15 protein-coding genes are annotated in these 14,506 nt (G+C 57.9%); 10 read left to right on the top strand and 5 right to left on the bottom strand.

Annotation, left to right across the window (positions count from 1 at the left end; genetic code table 11):
* Window positions 1–40: 40 nt before the first annotated feature.
* Both MTP41_RS04890 and MTP41_RS04885 read right to left on the bottom strand, forming a co-directional pair.
* Complete coding sequence (locus tag MTP41_RS04890) at window positions 41–1,375, bottom strand: MATE family efflux transporter (RefSeq protein WP_249236314.1); 1,335 nt, start codon at window positions 1,373–1,375, stop codon at window positions 41–43.
* Window positions 1,376–1,395: 20 nt separating this feature from the next.
* Window positions 1,396–2,310 carry a pyridoxal-phosphate dependent enzyme gene (locus MTP41_RS04885; protein WP_097781517.1) on the bottom strand — a complete coding sequence of 305 codons (915 nt, stop codon included), beginning with the start codon at window positions 2,308–2,310 and terminating at the stop codon, window positions 1,396–1,398.
* Between the two features lie 224 nt (window positions 2,311–2,534).
* On the opposite strand from MTP41_RS04885, the gene MTP41_RS04880 reads away from it, so the two are divergent.
* The 9 genes from MTP41_RS04880 (at window position 2,535) to MTP41_RS04840 (ending at window position 10,256) form a co-directional block, all read left to right on the top strand.
* The gene (locus MTP41_RS04880) at window positions 2,535–2,915 is read left to right on the top strand and encodes a sigma factor-like helix-turn-helix DNA-binding protein (RefSeq protein ID WP_097775061.1); all 381 of its coding nucleotides are present in this window, start codon (window positions 2,535–2,537) and stop codon (window positions 2,913–2,915) included.
* Window positions 2,916–2,939: 24 nt separating this feature from the next.
* Window positions 2,940–4,295, top strand: coding sequence for a signal recognition particle protein (ffh, locus tag MTP41_RS04875; RefSeq protein ID WP_249236313.1), 1,356 nt, complete (start codon window positions 2,940–2,942; stop codon window positions 4,293–4,295).
* 91 nt (window positions 4,296–4,386) lie between these two features.
* Window positions 4,387–4,629, top strand: coding sequence for a 30S ribosomal protein S16 (rpsP, locus tag MTP41_RS04870; RefSeq protein WP_005944692.1), 243 nt, complete (start codon window positions 4,387–4,389; stop codon window positions 4,627–4,629).
* A gap of 17 nt (window positions 4,630–4,646) precedes the next feature.
* Window positions 4,647–4,880: a KH domain-containing protein gene (locus MTP41_RS04865; RefSeq protein ID WP_005934928.1), complete on the top strand. Its 234-nt coding sequence runs from the start codon at window positions 4,647–4,649 to the stop codon at window positions 4,878–4,880.
* Window positions 4,881–4,940: 60 nt separating this feature from the next.
* Window positions 4,941–5,477, top strand: a complete 537-nt coding sequence (rimM, locus tag MTP41_RS04860; RefSeq protein ID WP_005944690.1) for a ribosome maturation factor RimM — start codon at window positions 4,941–4,943, stop codon at window positions 5,475–5,477.
* A gap of 3 nt (window positions 5,478–5,480) precedes the next feature.
* The gene (gene trmD, locus MTP41_RS04855) at window positions 5,481–6,728 is read left to right on the top strand and encodes a tRNA (guanosine(37)-N1)-methyltransferase TrmD (protein ID WP_249236312.1); all 1,248 of its coding nucleotides are present in this window, start codon (window positions 5,481–5,483) and stop codon (window positions 6,726–6,728) included.
* A gap of 341 nt (window positions 6,729–7,069) precedes the next feature.
* Window positions 7,070–7,333 carry an HPr family phosphocarrier protein gene (locus MTP41_RS04850; protein ID WP_005920365.1) on the top strand — a complete coding sequence of 88 codons (264 nt, stop codon included), beginning with the start codon at window positions 7,070–7,072 and terminating at the stop codon, window positions 7,331–7,333.
* Window positions 7,334–7,394: 61 nt separating this feature from the next.
* The gene (uvrC, locus tag MTP41_RS04845; protein ID WP_118529020.1) at window positions 7,395–9,242 is read left to right on the top strand and encodes an excinuclease ABC subunit UvrC; all 1,848 of its coding nucleotides are present in this window, start codon (window positions 7,395–7,397) and stop codon (window positions 9,240–9,242) included.
* 12 nt (window positions 9,243–9,254) lie between these two features.
* Entirely contained in the window at window positions 9,255–10,256 is a 1,002-nt protein-coding gene (locus MTP41_RS04840) for an acyltransferase family protein (protein ID WP_118529022.1), read from the top strand.
* A gap of 66 nt (window positions 10,257–10,322) precedes the next feature.
* On the opposite strand, the gene MTP41_RS04835 is transcribed toward MTP41_RS04840, so the two are convergent.
* The 3 genes from MTP41_RS04835 to MTP41_RS04825 all read right to left on the bottom strand — a co-directional run bounded on the left by MTP41_RS04835 (window position 10,323) and on the right by MTP41_RS04825 (window position 13,093).
* Window positions 10,323–11,171, bottom strand: a complete 849-nt coding sequence (locus MTP41_RS04835) for a transporter substrate-binding domain-containing protein (protein WP_118529024.1) — start codon at window positions 11,169–11,171, stop codon at window positions 10,323–10,325.
* A gap of 407 nt (window positions 11,172–11,578) precedes the next feature.
* Window positions 11,579–12,391 (bottom strand): amino acid ABC transporter ATP-binding protein, encoded by an 813-nt coding sequence (locus tag MTP41_RS04830; RefSeq protein ID WP_330220999.1) that lies wholly within the window; start codon window positions 12,389–12,391, stop codon window positions 11,579–11,581.
* Between the two features lie 18 nt (window positions 12,392–12,409).
* Entirely contained in the window at window positions 12,410–13,093 is a 684-nt protein-coding gene (locus MTP41_RS04825; RefSeq protein WP_249236311.1) for an amino acid ABC transporter permease, read from the bottom strand.
* A 217-nt stretch (window positions 13,094–13,310) separates the two neighbouring features.
* Between MTP41_RS04825 and MTP41_RS04820 the strand changes: the two genes are divergently transcribed.
* Window positions 13,311–14,486 carry an NAD(P)H-dependent glycerol-3-phosphate dehydrogenase gene (locus MTP41_RS04820; protein ID WP_097776384.1) on the top strand — a complete coding sequence of 392 codons (1,176 nt, stop codon included), beginning with the start codon at window positions 13,311–13,313 and terminating at the stop codon, window positions 14,484–14,486.
* Window positions 14,487–14,506 lie beyond the last annotated feature (20 nt).

Genomic DNA, 14,506 nt, shown 5'->3' with positions numbered 1-14,506 from the left:
GATGCAGAGCCTTTTTCGTATCACAAATCCAATAAAACGATCATAACTCGTCTCCATGGCTGCGCAGATACCGCACCAGCATGGGCAGCTCGTAGAGCAGCATGACGACCCAGCCCACCGCATAGCTGTAAGGCAGAGCTTCGATCTCCATTTTCCACACCAGCACGAACACCGCAGCTGCCGCCACACGGAACACCATGTTGAAGGTGCTGGACACCAGCGTGACCTTCAGATCGCCAATGCCGCGGAAGAAGCCCTGAATGCCATTGGTGGCTGCGGGCATCAGGTAGAACAGGGAAACCGTGCGCAGGAAGCGCACGCCCAGATGGACGACCTCCGGGTCGGTGACGAACAGCTTCATGATAAAGGGCGCACCGGCAAAGCATACAACGGCGATCAGCACGCCGTAAGCGGCTTCGATGCGCATACCGCAGTGGAAGCCCTGCTTCACACGGTCGTGCTTGCCGGCACCCCGGTTCTGCGCCATGAGGGTGGTCATGGCGTGGCCGATGTTCTGCTGCGGGGTGTAGGCAAAGTCGTCAATGCGGGAAGCAGCGGTAAAGGCTGCCATAGCGTTGACACCCATGGTGTTCACGATGGCCTGCACTGCGATCTTGCCAAGCTGCACGGTGGCTTGCTGCATGGCGCTGGCCCAGCCGTAGCTGACGGTTTTGCGCAGCAGACTGCCGTCGAATACCAGCCAACGGCGGCCCAGCTGCAGGATGGGCACCTTCCAGCGGATGTACAGTACGCACAGCACGCAGCACAGTGCTTCGCTGACCACGGTGGAAAGGGAGCAGCCGTTGCTGCCCCAGTTCAGCACCTGCACAAAGAACAGGTCGCCACCGATGTTCAGCACAGAGCTGATCATCAGGAAATACAGGGCACTCTTGCTGTCGCCCAGTGCACGCATGGTGGCGGCAAGGAAGTTATAGAAGAAGGTGAAGATCAGGCCTGCAAACACGATGCGCAGGTAGCTGACCGCAATGGGCAGGATATCGGCGGGCACCTGCATCAGCTGCAGCAGGGGCGTGGCCAGAATGACGCACAGCGCCGAGAACGCCAACGAGAACACGGTGCCTGCAATGGCGGTGGTGGACACCTGACGCTCCATCAGCTGGGTGTCGCCTGCGCCAAAGGCAGTGCTGACCAGAATGCCGGCACCCAGACACATGCCGTTGATAAACAGGATGGCAAGGGTCATGAGCGGGTTGGAAGTGCCGACGGCGGCAAGAGCTTCCTCGCCCACGAACTTGCCCACGATGATGCTGTCGGCGGCGTTGTAGGTGAGCTGGAACAGGTTGCCAAGTACCAGCGGAATGGTAAAACGGATCAGGAGCGGTGTAATGGCTCCCTTTGTCATGTCGTTTGTCATGGAAACTCTATGATTTCTCCTTATAATGTATTTACGATCTGCCGTCCGGGCAGGATGGCAAGGGCAGAGCGGCTGGCACCTACATGGATGAGCTGTGCGGCCGCCTGCAAAACGGCACCGGATGCCACCGAAGCCGGGATGGCATCGGTGCGCAGCACCTTTTGCGCGGCCCGCTGCGCATCGGTGGTGTTCACCGCCACCACGTTGTCCACCACATAGGCGTTGAAGTTTTCCGGCACAAAGCCGTAGCCCAGATCGCTGATGCCGTGGGGGCCGGTCAGGCCGCCGCCCAGCGCCTGCGATTCGTAAGGCTCCACGGCGGCGATGCGCACATCGTTCGTCCATGCCTTGATGGTCTCGCCCACGCCGGTCACGGTGCCGCCGCTGCCCACGCCGATCACGATAGCGTCCACGGCGCTTTTGCCCTCTCGCGCGATGCTCTGCACAATGGCAGGGCCGGTAACGCGGCGGTGGTACTCCGGGTTATCATCGTTGGCAAGCCAGTCCATGTAGTACCAGCCGTTGGCGGCGGCGGTCTGTGCCGCCAGACGGCGGGCACCGTTCACACCGCTGCGGGCCGGGCTGTGGCGGATCTGCGCACCCAGCCGCAGCAGGGTCTCCTGCCGCAGGGCGGGGGCATCCTCCGGCATCACCAGAACCACCGGGTGACCGGCGGTCAGGCCCGCCAGCGTGAGCGCAGCGGCAAACGGGCCGGAGGCCGCTTCAATGATGGGCTGACCGGAGATCAGCTTCTTTTTTTCAATGGCAAGGGCCAGCATCCCTTCGGCAAGGCCGTCCCGGGCCGTGCCGGTGGGGCCTGCAAAGTCCAGATAGGCATACAGCCGTCCCTTCAGCCCGCAGGCGGCAGCATAGCCGCGCAGCTCCACGATGGGGCAGGCGCTGAGCGTCTGGTAAAAATTGGGGTAGATCGGCACGAAGACCCTCCTTTCATGGGATACAACAATATTATCCTAACGCAAAAGGACTGCGCGCGTCAAGATGCCTTTTAGCAAAAACAGCGAATTTTTGGCGGATTTTCTGGAAAAATCTCCGAAAGGCTCTTGACAGGATGCGGTGCATCTGCTATACTTCATCCGTAAAGCAAATGAACTTTACATCACTTCTCGAAAGTACAGGCACAAAACCGGGGGATCAGAGGATGGCAAAAGATCTGGAAATGGGCTATCTGCTGGACTTTTACGGCGAGGTGCTCACCGAGAAACAGCGCGAAATGCTGCGCCAGTATTATAATGATGACCTTTCGCTGAGCGAGATCGGCGAGAACTTCGGCATCACCCGTCAGGGTGCGCGGGATGCCATCAAGCATGGCGAGAACGCGCTGAAGGAGCTGGAGGAAAAGGTTGGCTTTGCGGCGCGTTACCGCCGCGTGCAGCAGAAGCTGGAAGAGCTGGAGCAAATGGTGATCGATGCACGGTTCGAGTGCACCGGCCCGCAGGGCTTGACCACCACCGAGTACGAACACCAGCTGACCAAAATGTTAAAGCTCATCCGCTCCATCGACGAAGCAAACGAGAGCTGAAACCTGTGAAAGGAGCACCGTACAATGGCATTTGAATCCCTTACCGACCGCCTTGCCGGTGTGTTCAAAAAGCTGCGCGGTCACGGCAAGCTGACCGAGGCAGATATCAAGGCCGCGATGCGTGAAGTGCGCATGGCCCTGCTGGAAGCCGATGTCAACTACAAGGTTGCCAAGGACTTCTGTGCAAAGGTGTCCGAGCGCGCCATGGGTCAGGAGGTCATGGAAAGCCTGACCCCGGCACAGCAGGTGGTCAAGATCGTCAACGAAGAGCTGGTTGCCCTGATGGGCGGCAGCGAAGCGGCCCGCCTGAACATCAAGAACAAGGGCCAGACGATCATCATGCTCTGCGGCCTGCAGGGCAACGGTAAAACCACCCACGCCGCAAAGCTGGCAAAGTACTTTATCAAACAGGGCCGCCGCCCCATGCTGGTGGCCTGCGATATTTACCGCCCTGCGGCCATCGATCAGCTGCAGGTGGTGGGCAAACAGGCGGGCGCACCGGTGTTCACCCTGCCGGGCGCAAAGCCGCCGGAAATTGCAAAGAAGGCGCTGGCACACGCCAAGGATTACGGCAATGACGTCGTGATCCTGGATACCGCCGGCCGTCTGCAGATCGACGATGTGCTCATGCAGGAGCTGGTGGACATCAAGGAAGCCGTTCCTGTGGACGAGACCCTGCTGGTGGTGGATGCCATGGCCGGTCAGGATGCCGTGAACGTTGCCAAGACCTTCAACGAGAAGGTAGGCATCGACGGCATCATCCTCACCAAGACCGATGGCGATACCCGCGGCGGTGCGGCACTTTCGGTGCTGGCCGTTACCGGCAAGCCCATCAAGTTCCAGGGCACCGGCGAAAAGCTGGACGATCTGGATGTGTTCCACCCGGACCGCATGGCAAGCCGCATCCTTGGCATGGGCGATGTGCTGAGCCTGATCGAGCGTGCGCAGGAGACGGCCGACGAAAAGGCAGCCGAAGAGACCGCCAAGCGGATGATGGAGAACAAGTTCGACATGAACGACATGCTGGACCAGTTCGCACAGATCCGCAAGATGGGTGGTGCAGGCGCGATGCTGAGCATGCTGCCTGGCGGCAGCGGCATCGATCCCAGTCAGGTCGATGAAAAGGCGTTCGACCGCATCGAGGCCATGATCTATTCCATGACCAAGGAAGAACGCGAGAAGCCCTCCATCATCAACCCAAAGCGCAAGCGCCGCATTGCGGCCGGCAGCGGTACCACCGTGGCCGACGTGAACAAGCTGCTCAAGCAGTTTGAGATGATGCAGAAGATGATGAAGCAGTTCAAGAAAAGCCCCAAGGGTTTTGCCCGCCGTCTGGGCGGCATGATGGGCAACCCCAATGCCTTCCGCGGGCTGAAATAACTTTGTGATACAACCCCCTTGCGGGTTTGTACAATATAATCAACATGCGCCCGCAAGGGCCGCACAAAACAATTTTTGGAGGATATTTACCATGGCAGTTAAGATTCGTCTGCGCCGCGTTGGCGCCAAGAAGGCTCCCTTCTATCGTGTTGTTGTTGCTGACAGCCGCTTCCCCCGTGACGGCCGTTTCATCGAAGAGATCGGCACCTACGATCCCAACAAGGAGCCTTCCGAGATCAAGATCGACGCTGAGAAGGCAAAGCAGTGGATCGCCAACGGCGCACAGCCCACTGATACCGTTCGCGTCCTGCTGAAGAAGTCCAACGTTCTGTAAGTAGGGAGGGCTGACTCATGCAGGAGCTGTTGCTGGCAGTTGCCCGCGGTCTCGTGGAGGATAAGGAAGCCGTTAAGGTCACGGTGGACGAGCCTCGCGAGGACGGCACCATCGTCTACCACCTGAGCGTGGCAGAGGGAGATATGGGCCGTGTCATCGGCAAGCAGGGCCGGATCGCAAAAGCCATTCGTGTGGTGATGCGCGCGGCTGCTGTGCGGGTCGATGAAAAGGTCCTTGTTGAGATCGACTGAGCACCCTACAGGCCCTTTGCCCTTGCGGCAAGGGGCCTTTTTGATTATAGGAGCAAGATTATGCAGCAATATCTGGAAGCGGGAAAAGTTGTTACCACCCACGGCGTGCGCGGCGAAATGAAGCTGGAGCTTTGGTGCGACGGCGTGAATTTTCTCAAAAAGGTGGGCAGGCTGTACCCCTCGGCACAGGGCGGCAGGGCCTATAAGATCGTGTCCATCCGCGCACAGGGCCAGATGGCTCTGCTGCAGCTGGAAGGCGTGGACGATATGGATGCTGCCCGTGCGCTGCGGGGGCAGGTGTTCTACTTTGACCGTAATGATGCCACCCTGCCCGCAGGCCGCTGGTATGTGGCCGACCTGATCGGGTGCGAAGTGCGGGATGCCGACACCGGCAGGGTGTACGGCGTTGTGACCAGCGTGGATCACCCCGGTGCACAGGATATCTACACCGTCAAAGCACCGAACGGCAAGGAATACATGTTCCCGGGCGTGGATGCTTTTCTGAAAGAGCGCAACCCGCCGGAGGGCTATCTCCTCGTCACCCCCATTCCGGGCCTGCTGGACGATGACTTTGACAGCGAACGGGAGGAAGAGTGAGCCATGGGAATGCGTGTGGACATCGTGACCCTGTTCCCGGAAATGTGCCAGCAGGTGCTGGATGCCAGCATCATCGGGCGCGCGGCAAAGAAGGGCTTTATTGAGACCCACTGCCACCAGATCCGGGACTACACCCTGAACAAACAGAAGCAGACCGACGATTACCCCTACGGCGGCGGCTGCGGCATGGTGCTGTACGCTCAGCCCATCGCAGACTGCCTGCGTGCTGTGCAGCAGGAAGTGGCTTCACAGGGCCGTCCGGCCCCGCATATCGTGTTCCTGACGGCAGGCGGCCAGCGCTACACCGAGGAACACGCAAAGCGGCTGGCCCAGTACGATAACCTGACACTGGTATGCGGCCACTATGAGGGCATCGACGAGCGTGTGATCGATGCTTTTGCGGATGAAGAGATCTCCATCGGTGATTACATCCTCACCGGCGGCGAGCTGGCCAGCCTTGTGGTGGCGGACAGTGTGCTGCGCCTGAAGCCCGGCGTGCTGGCTGAGCAGAAGGGCTACGAGGAAGAAAGCTACTGGGACGGCCTGCTGGAGTATCCCCAGTACACCCGCCCCGAGGTGTGGGAAGGCCGCGCCGTGCCGCAGGTGCTGCTGGGCGGCGACCACCAGAAGATCGATGCATGGCGCGGGGAACAGAGCCGGGAGCGCACCCGCCTGCGCCGCCCGGAGCTGTACGAGAAGTGGTGTGAGACCCACCCTGTGACCGAGCTGCCCAAGTGGAAGCGCGGCGAGAACATGCGCCTTGTCAAGACCGACGAGCAGTTTGCTGCTGCCGCCCGCATCTTTGTGGAGGGACGGCGTGCGACCTGTGCCGAGAACTGGACCCCGGAATACTGTGCCAGCCTCAACGGGGAAGAATATCTTTTGCAGCTGCGGCAGGAAAAGGCCGCAGGCTGGGTGTGCTACCTGCACACCACCAAGGATGTGCCGGACGGCATCGTGAGCATCAACCACAAGGTGGGGCACATCGAACATCTGTTCGTCACTGAAAAAGCCCGCGGCAGGGGCATTGGCATGAAGATGCTGGACTTTGCCCGCAGGAAGCTGCCGGAGCACCCGCACCCGGTGCTGAGCGTGCTGAACACCAACACCCGCGCCATTGCACTTTATACCCGCATGGGCTGGGAGCTGACCAGAGGCACCGAGCTGGAGTTCACACCGGAGCAATATCCGGCTGTGGTGAAAAAGTGCGCGCTGGTCTGGATGCGGTACAAGGGCAGCGCACAGAAGTAACTCCGGGCGGCAGCTGCAGGTGCATCGGACAGCGAAAAAGGCACGAAAATGGATGCTCGGACCGGATGGTATGGTGCTGGAAACGCACAAAAACGGCCGAGATATTGCCCGATGGTCGAAAAAATGTTGAAAACTTTTGTATTTACCCTCTAACCTTCGGGGAATAATTTTATTATCTTTGTATAAATAATGAAAAATGGGCCGCTTTTCATTGGAGAAACCGCCAAAAATGCGCCGGGGGGCTGTACAACCGTTTCGACTTGCGCTAAAATAATCGTAACGCAACAGGCACACTATACAGATTCTATACCCAAAACGATATTAGATAGGAGCGCTTTACTATGTACGTGAAAGAAGTTACCGTTGAAAATCAGGTTGGTCTGCACGCTCGTCCGGCTACCTTCTTCATCCAGAAGGCTAACGAGTTCAAGTCTTCCATCTGGGTCGAAAAGGAAGAACGCCGCGTGAACGCAAAGAGCCTGCTGGGCGTTCTGTCTCTGGGCATCGTGGGCGGCACCACCATCCGCATCATCGCTGACGGCGCTGATGAGCAGGCTGCAGTGGACGGCCTGATCAAGCTGGTGGAGTCCGGCTTTGCTGAGTAATTTGTGTCTATAAATGGAGCGGCGGGGGAACCTGCCGCTTTTTGTTTTTCAAGGAGAATCCATGACCAAAGCTGAACTGTATCAGAAAGCCTGTATGCTGCCGCTGCTGCCCGGCGTGTATATCATCCGGGATAAGACGGACACCATCATTTATATCGGCAAGGCAAAGCGGCTGCGCATCCGGGTGAGCCAGTACTTCCGCGAGGGCGTGCCCCACGACAACAAGGTCAGCCAGATGATCGCCCATGCCTATGCCTTTGATGTGATCGTCTGCCAGAGCGAGTTTGAAGCGCTGGTGCTGGAAGCCAGCCAGATCAAGGCCCACACGCCGAAGTATAACATCCTGCTCAAGGATGATAAAGGCTACAGCTATATCAAGGTGACAAAGGAGCCATGGCCCAGGCTCTCCTTCGTGCTGCAAAAGGAGGAGGACGATGCCGAGTATATCGGCCCCTATACCTCCAGCTTTGCGGCCCGGCAGATGGCGGAAACGGCCATGGATGCCTTTCTGCTGCCGCGCTGCAATAAGCGCTTCCCGCAGGAGATCGGCAAAGGACGGCCCTGCCTGAATGCACACATCGGCAAGTGCATGGCAGTGTGCAGCGGCAGAATCAGCTGCGAAAACTACAATCAGGCCGTCAAGAGCGCCGTGCACCTGATCCGCTATGGCAAAAAGGACATCCTGAAGATCCTTAATGAGCGGATGCAGGAGGCCTCGGACCGGCTGGAATTTGAGACGGCGGCCCTGCTGCGGGACCAGATCGCGGCCATCACCAAGGTGAGCGCTGGGCAGAAGGTCATTGTGGACCCGGATGTGGAGATGGACGTGGTGGCGCTGGCAGGCACGCCGGACAGCGTGTGTGCGGCGGTGCTGCGCTTCCGGGACGGACGGCTGACCGATAAGCGGGAGTTTTTGTTCCACGATACCTCGGACATTGCCGCCGTGCGGGAGGAATTTCTGCCCCGGTATTATCTGGATGACGAACAGATCCCCAAGATCATTGCGGTGGACGAGCTGCCGCCGGACAGCGACGCTTTGCAGCAGGCGCTGAACGAAAAGCGCGGCAGTGAGGTGCAGCTGTATGTGCCCCAGCGGGGCGATAAGGCCCATCTGGTGGAGATGGCCCACACCAACGCGGTGGAGCGTCTTGCCCGGGAGAGCGGCCGCTATGCCCGGGAGGAAAAACTGCTGGACGAGCTGGCGCAGGTGCTGGGCCTTGCAAAGCCGCCCCGGGCTATTGAGAGTTACGATATCTCCAACTGGGGCGATGGCTCCAGCGTCTGCGGCATGGTCACCTTCAGGGACGGCAAACCCTATAAGGCGGGCTACCGCAGATTCAAAATGAAGACCGTTGCGGGCACTGACGACTATGCATCACTGGCAGAGACTGTCTCCCGGCGGGCGGCAGAGTACGAAAAGTACGCAGAGTTTGCAAAAAAGGGAGAACCCTGCAGCAACTGGTTCGGGCAGAAGCCGGATCTGCTTTTGATGGACGGCGGCAGGGGGCAGGTGAGCGCGGCAAAAGAAGCACTGGCCGGGACTGCCCTTGCGGATGTGCCGCTCTACGGCATGGTGAAGGACGACCACCACCGCACCCGCGCCATTGTGGACAGCGACGGCCGGGAAATTGCCATCAATATGAACCGGGGCACCTTTACCTTTATCACGGCCATTCAGGACGAGACCCACCGCTTTGCCAATGCCTACCGCAAGCAGCAGATGAAGCAGAAGAGTTATTCCTCCACCCTGACCGAGATCCCCGGCATCGGCCCCAAAACGGCCAAGGCGCTGATGGCCCAGTTCAAAAGCGTGGGTGCGGTGAAGGAAGCCACGCCTGACCAGCTGGAAAACACCCCCGGCGTGGGCAAACAGACAGCACAGATCATCTACGATTATTTTCATGCATAATGAAAGAAGACTATGGACAAAACAAAACAGGAAAGTGATTATTTTTATATCTGGAAAGCTTTAGCATGCACCCTTGTGGTATTTATTCACTGCCCATTTCCTGGTGCTGCCAGATGGATTTTAACGGCGGCAGCGCGGATCGGTGTACCGTTTTTCTTTTCGGTGTCCGGCTGGTATCTGTTCCGAACCGATGACTCCGAACAGCAGGTGGAACAGCTGAAAGGCAAAATAAAAAAGACGGCACATATGCTGCTCCGAGTTGGTGCAGCGTACACCCTGTTTGCAGTGATAGTGGAACTGTCTGTGGGAACATTTATTCCTGAATGGCTTTCAGAAAAATTCAGCATTTCTGAAATTTTAAAGCTGCTGGTGTATAACAGTAATAGTCTGGTAGACAGCTACGCATGGCATTTATGGTGGCTGTTTGCCATGCTGAACTGCTACGTAGTGCTTTACTGCTGGAAAAAACTGTGCAAAGATTTTAACTTGGAAAAATATGGCAATAAAATTGGCATAGTGCTTTTGGCGGTGATGCTTATCTTGCAGGCAGTTGTTCCACAAAAGTTGGCATGGTATCGGAACTGGCTTTTTGAAGGAATGCCGTTTATTCTGATTGGAATATATGCCCAAAAGAATAGGCTGCCCGCGATGTTTAAACTGCCGACAGCTTTTTGGCTTGTGATGAGCGTTCTGGAGGCTCATGCTTTTGGAAAGAAAGAAATTTATTTCAGCACGGTGCTGGCAGTGCTTTCAATTCTGAACAGGGGACATTTTACAAGTTTTGCATGGATGTCGGAACGACTGAAAAAGGTATTGGTTCATATTGGCAGGGAGCTGTCTGCTGAAGTTTACTGCTACCATCTGATGATTTATACCACCTTGATTTTTCAGATCCATATAGATGGTGATGTATGGGGAGTGTGCAGAACGTTTCTGGTGCTGGGATTATCGATGCTTCTTGCAGAACTGTTATACCGGACAAAAGTAAAAACACATAAAAAGCAGTTAGTATAATAATAAAAAGACCCTCGATCCTTAGCTTTCAAAGGACTGAGGGTCTTTTACGATTTGAGAAAAGCTTTAGTTCTCCGCAGAAATATCCTGACCGAAATACTTTTCGCTCAGCTCCTTCAGGGTGCCGTCGGCACGCAGCTCGTCGATGGCGGTGTTGATGGCATCCAGCAGGGTGGCGCTGGCATCGCCCTTGCGCAGAGGAATGGCAACGTGGGATGCATCCTCGGTCTGGGCCACCAGCTTGAAATCTGCGTCCGGGTGGACGTTCAGGTAATCGTAGAAGGAGACATCAGCGTTCAGGGTGGCGTCGATGCGGCCGGCGGTGAGCAGCTGGATGGTCTCTTCCAGTGTGTCGATGCCCTGTACGGTGGCACCGTAGCTCTCGGCCAGTTCCATGTAGGTGGAAGCAAGGCTGTTGGCGGTGGTCTTGCCCTTCAGGTCTTCAAAGCTGGTGATCTCGTCGTTATCCTTGCGGACGGCAAGGGCAGTGTGGATGTAGCCGTAGGGCTCGGTGAAATCATAGGTCTTGGCGCGCTCATCGGTCACTTCCACGCCGTTGCACACGATGTCGTAGCGGCCTGCGTCCAGACCGGCAAACAGGCTGTCCCAGTCGCTTTCCACGTATTCCGGCTCCACGCCCAGCTTTTCTGCAAGGGCACGGGAGACTTCCACATCGTAGCCCACCAGAGTATCGGATTCGTCGTGGTAGCTCCAGGGCTGCCATGCGCCTTCCAGTGCAACGATCAGCTTGCCGCTGGACTGGATGTTGGACAGCTGGTCGCCGGCAGCAGGAGCCACAGATGCAGCAGTACCGGAAGCAGCGGTGCTGCCGGAAGAATTGGAGCAGCCGGACAGAGTCAGCACGCCGGCAGCGGCCATAACGCTCATAAGAGAAATAAAGGTTCTGCGTTTCATAATGATAAGTCCTTTCAGTAGATACTATAAGTTGGCAGGTCATCGGGAAGCTTTCTCCTCGGACGCGAGATACGGGTTGCGGCACCCAGCATCTGCTTCGCTGCCGCTCGCATCTTGCTGGCCGCTGCCCCAACAGCGGTTCCCTGTTTCCGCCGCAGGCGGCGGTCACTGCTGTTGCAGGCCATTCCATCGCCCGCCCTATTGCCTTCGGCAACAGGGTCCCACCCCAGCGGACGGTCCTCAGAGAAACTTCCCGCCGTCCTGCTGGGACAGATGCAGCTGTCCATTACGACCCTTTTGGTGAAAATGTGTTTGGAGCGGCCCGCAGGCCGCGACAAACACGAAATAAAAACAAAATCCCGCTGATTATGGCCAGAGCGAAGCGGAGGCCATTCTAAATGGTAACCTCACTCGGTGTGAGCGATCTTGCGCAAAAATTCGCGGGTGCGCTCCTCTTTGGGGTTGGCGAAAAACTCATGCGAGGGAGCCTGCTCCACTACCACGCCGTTCTCCATGAAAACGGTCTTGGAGGAAACATTGCGGGCAAAGCCCATCTCGTGGGTGACCACCAGCATGGTCATGCCCTCTTCGGCCAGCTGCCGCATCACGGCCAGCACTTCGCCAGTCAGCTCCGGGTCAAGGGCCGAAGTCGGCTCGTCAAAATAGATGATCTCCGGGTCAGATGCCAGCGCACGGGCAATGGCCACGCGCTGCTGCTGGCCGCCGGAAAGCTGGCGCGGATAGTAGTCGGCTCGGTCGGCAAGGCCCACCTTTTCCAGCATCCTCATGCCAACGGCATCCGCCTGCTCTTTGGGCATTTTGCGGGCAATGATGAGGCCCTCGGTCACGTTCTGCAGGGCAGTCTTGTTGCGGAACAGATTGTAGTTCTGGAACACAAAGGCCGTCTTTTTGCGCAGCCGGGCAATGTCGGCACGACTGGCCTGGGCAAGGTCGAACGTCTCGCCGTCAAAGGTGAGCTGGCCTGCGTCGGCAGTCTCCAGAAAGTTCAGACAGCGCAGCAGGGTGGTCTTGCCGGAGCCGGAGGGGCCGAGGATGGCCACTACATCGCCCTTTTCCACGGTCAGGTCCACGCCGCGCAGCACCTGCAGCTCACTGGTCACTTTGCGTGCACCGGGCCGGTGGAAGATGCCTGCCTGCAGGCGGGGCTTTGTGTAGGTGAAAAAGGATTTGTGGACGTTTTTGATCTCTAACATGGACATGGCTGCCACACTCCTTTCTTACTGGAAGCCGTGGGCGTTGAGCCGACGCTCCAGCAGTGACTGCAGCTTGGTGATGACCGTGCAGAACAGCAGATACACCACGGCCACCTCACAGTAGATGGGCAGGAAGATGTAGGTGCGGGCGGCCACGCGCTGACCGGCCATGAACAGCTCGGCCACCGTGATGTTGGAGGCCAGCGAGGTGTCCTTGATCATGCCGATGAGCGAGTTGGAGAGGGCAGGCACTGCGGTGCGCAGGGCCTGCGGCAGCACGATGCGGCGCATGATCTGCCACCAGCTCATGCCCACGCAATAACCGGCTTCCAGCTGGCCCTGCGGCACGCTTTCCAGTGCGCCGCGCATGGTCTCGGCACAGTAGGCACCCTCGTTGAAGGCAAAGGCGATGACCGCAGCAGGGAAAGCGTCCAGCATGATGCCCACGCTGGGCAGACCATAAAAGATGATGAACAGCTGCACCAGCAGCGGCGTGCCGCGGATGACCCAGATGTAGAACCGCGCGATCTGCCGCAGCAACGGCACATTGGCGTACTGCACCAGCGCAACGGCCACGGCAATGATCATGGCAAAAAAGAAGGAGACCAGCGTGAGCGGGATGGTCATGGTAAGGCCTGCCGTAAGGATACGGGGCAGGGCCTCCGCCAGCACACTGACCGTGCGGTTGGAAAAAAATGCTTCTAACATGAAAAATGTTCCCTCAGAACGGTGTTCAAATACTTTGTAAATCGTAAGAACAAAGGTATTATAAGGCTTGGAGTGCGCTTGAAGTCAAGGGCTTTTTCTAAAATTCCTACAAAACCTACCAGAATACTATAGCATGAATCCGGATGGAGTGCAAATGGTTTGCTCAAAACGCGTGATGTGTACAAAAACGGACGACTCATCTGGAAAACTTTGTGCAATGCGGCAAGCGGTTGACGGCGCACCGGCTTTCGTGTACAATGAACATAACAACGCGCACCGGGCTTGGCCCGGCACAGGCGCAAATTCACCGCAGAGGGTGCAGTGCCCTTTGCGCGGTGCAGACACGGAGGACACGAACGTGACGAAGAAAAAAATTGGCGTTCTGGGTGCAGGTACCTGGGGCATGGCTCTGGCACGGATGCTGTGTGTCAGCGGCAATGATGTGCAGGTGTGGTCGGCGCTTCCGGCTGAGGTGGAGAACCTTTCCGCTACGCGGGTGCACCCCAATCTGCCGGGCATGAAGATCCCGGAAGAGCTGCAGTTTACCAAGAGCATTGAGGAAGTGTGCACTGGCAAGGATGTGCTGCTGTTTGCAGTGCCGTCGGTATTTGTGCGCTCCACCACGGCCAAGGCCCGGCCTTACATCCCGGACGGCCAGATCCTTGTGGACGTTGCCAAGGGCATGGAGCCGGACACCTTATATACCATGACCGAGGTCATCGCCGACGAGCTGAACAAAGAGGGTGGCCCCCAAAACGCAAAGCTGGTGGCCCTTTCCGGCCCGACCCATGCGGAAGAGGTGGCGCTGGACATGCCCACCACCATCGTTTCGGCCTGCCCGGATGAAGCCGCTGCCGAGTATGTGCAGGATGTGTTCAGCAACACCTGTATGCGTGTGTACACCAACGCCGACATCAAGGGCGTGGAGCTGAGCGGCGCGCTGAAGAATGTGATTGCACTGGGTGTTGGCATCTCCACCGGCCTTGGCTACGGCGACAACGCCCGCGCAGCCCTCATCACCCGCGGCATTGCCGAGATCGCCCGGCTGGGCGTGGCCATGGGCTGCAACATCCACACCTTTGCGGGTCTGGCCGGTATCGGCGACCTGATCGTGACGGCGACCAGTATGCACAGCCGCAACAATCGTGCGGGCATTCTGATCGGCAAGGGCAAAAGCCCGGAGCAGGCCGTGAAGGAGGTCGGCATGGTGGTGGAGGGCATCAATGCACTGCCTGCCGCTATGGAGCTGGCAGCAAAGTACAATGTGGAAATGCCCATTGTGCAGACGGTGAACGCCATCGTGAAGGAGGGCATGAGCGCCAGCGACGCGCTGCGCACCCTGATGGACCGCAACCGGAAGAACGAGATGCCGCAGGGCTACGAAAAAGTCTGAATTTTAAGGGAGAAGGCACA

The sequence above is a fragment of the Faecalibacterium sp. I4-3-84 genome (assembly GCF_023347255.1).
Lineage (GTDB): Bacteria > Bacillota > Clostridia > Oscillospirales > Ruminococcaceae > Faecalibacterium > Faecalibacterium taiwanense.
Note: the sequence above shows the minus strand (reverse complement) of the source record. Positions and strands in the feature narration are given on the sequence as shown.

Coding starts and splice junctions, on each gene's coding strand:
- MTP41_RS04890 (WP_249236314.1), bottom strand. CDS start 1,375: ATGACAAACGACATGACAAAGGGAGCCATTACACCGCTCCTGATCCGT.
- MTP41_RS04880 (WP_097775061.1), top strand. CDS start 2,535: ATGGCAAAAGATCTGGAAATGGGCTATCTGCTGGACTTTTACGGCGAG.
- ffh (WP_249236313.1), top strand. CDS start 2,940: ATGGCATTTGAATCCCTTACCGACCGCCTTGCCGGTGTGTTCAAAAAG.
- rpsP (WP_005944692.1), top strand. CDS start 4,387: ATGGCAGTTAAGATTCGTCTGCGCCGCGTTGGCGCCAAGAAGGCTCCC.
- MTP41_RS04865 (WP_005934928.1), top strand. CDS start 4,647: ATGCAGGAGCTGTTGCTGGCAGTTGCCCGCGGTCTCGTGGAGGATAAG.
- rimM (WP_005944690.1), top strand. CDS start 4,941: ATGCAGCAATATCTGGAAGCGGGAAAAGTTGTTACCACCCACGGCGTG.
- trmD (WP_249236312.1), top strand. CDS start 5,481: ATGGGAATGCGTGTGGACATCGTGACCCTGTTCCCGGAAATGTGCCAG.
- MTP41_RS04850 (WP_005920365.1), top strand. CDS start 7,070: ATGTACGTGAAAGAAGTTACCGTTGAAAATCAGGTTGGTCTGCACGCT.
- uvrC (WP_118529020.1), top strand. CDS start 7,395: ATGACCAAAGCTGAACTGTATCAGAAAGCCTGTATGCTGCCGCTGCTG.
- MTP41_RS04840 (WP_118529022.1), top strand. CDS start 9,255: ATGGACAAAACAAAACAGGAAAGTGATTATTTTTATATCTGGAAAGCT.
- MTP41_RS04835 (WP_118529024.1), bottom strand. CDS start 11,171: ATGAAACGCAGAACCTTTATTTCTCTTATGAGCGTTATGGCCGCTGCC.
- MTP41_RS04830 (WP_330220999.1), bottom strand. CDS start 12,391: ATGTCCATGTTAGAGATCAAAAACGTCCACAAATCCTTTTTCACCTAC.
- MTP41_RS04825 (WP_249236311.1), bottom strand. CDS start 13,093: ATGTTAGAAGCATTTTTTTCCAACCGCACGGTCAGTGTGCTGGCGGAG.
- MTP41_RS04820 (WP_097776384.1), top strand. CDS start 13,311: ATGCGGCAAGCGGTTGACGGCGCACCGGCTTTCGTGTACAATGAACAT.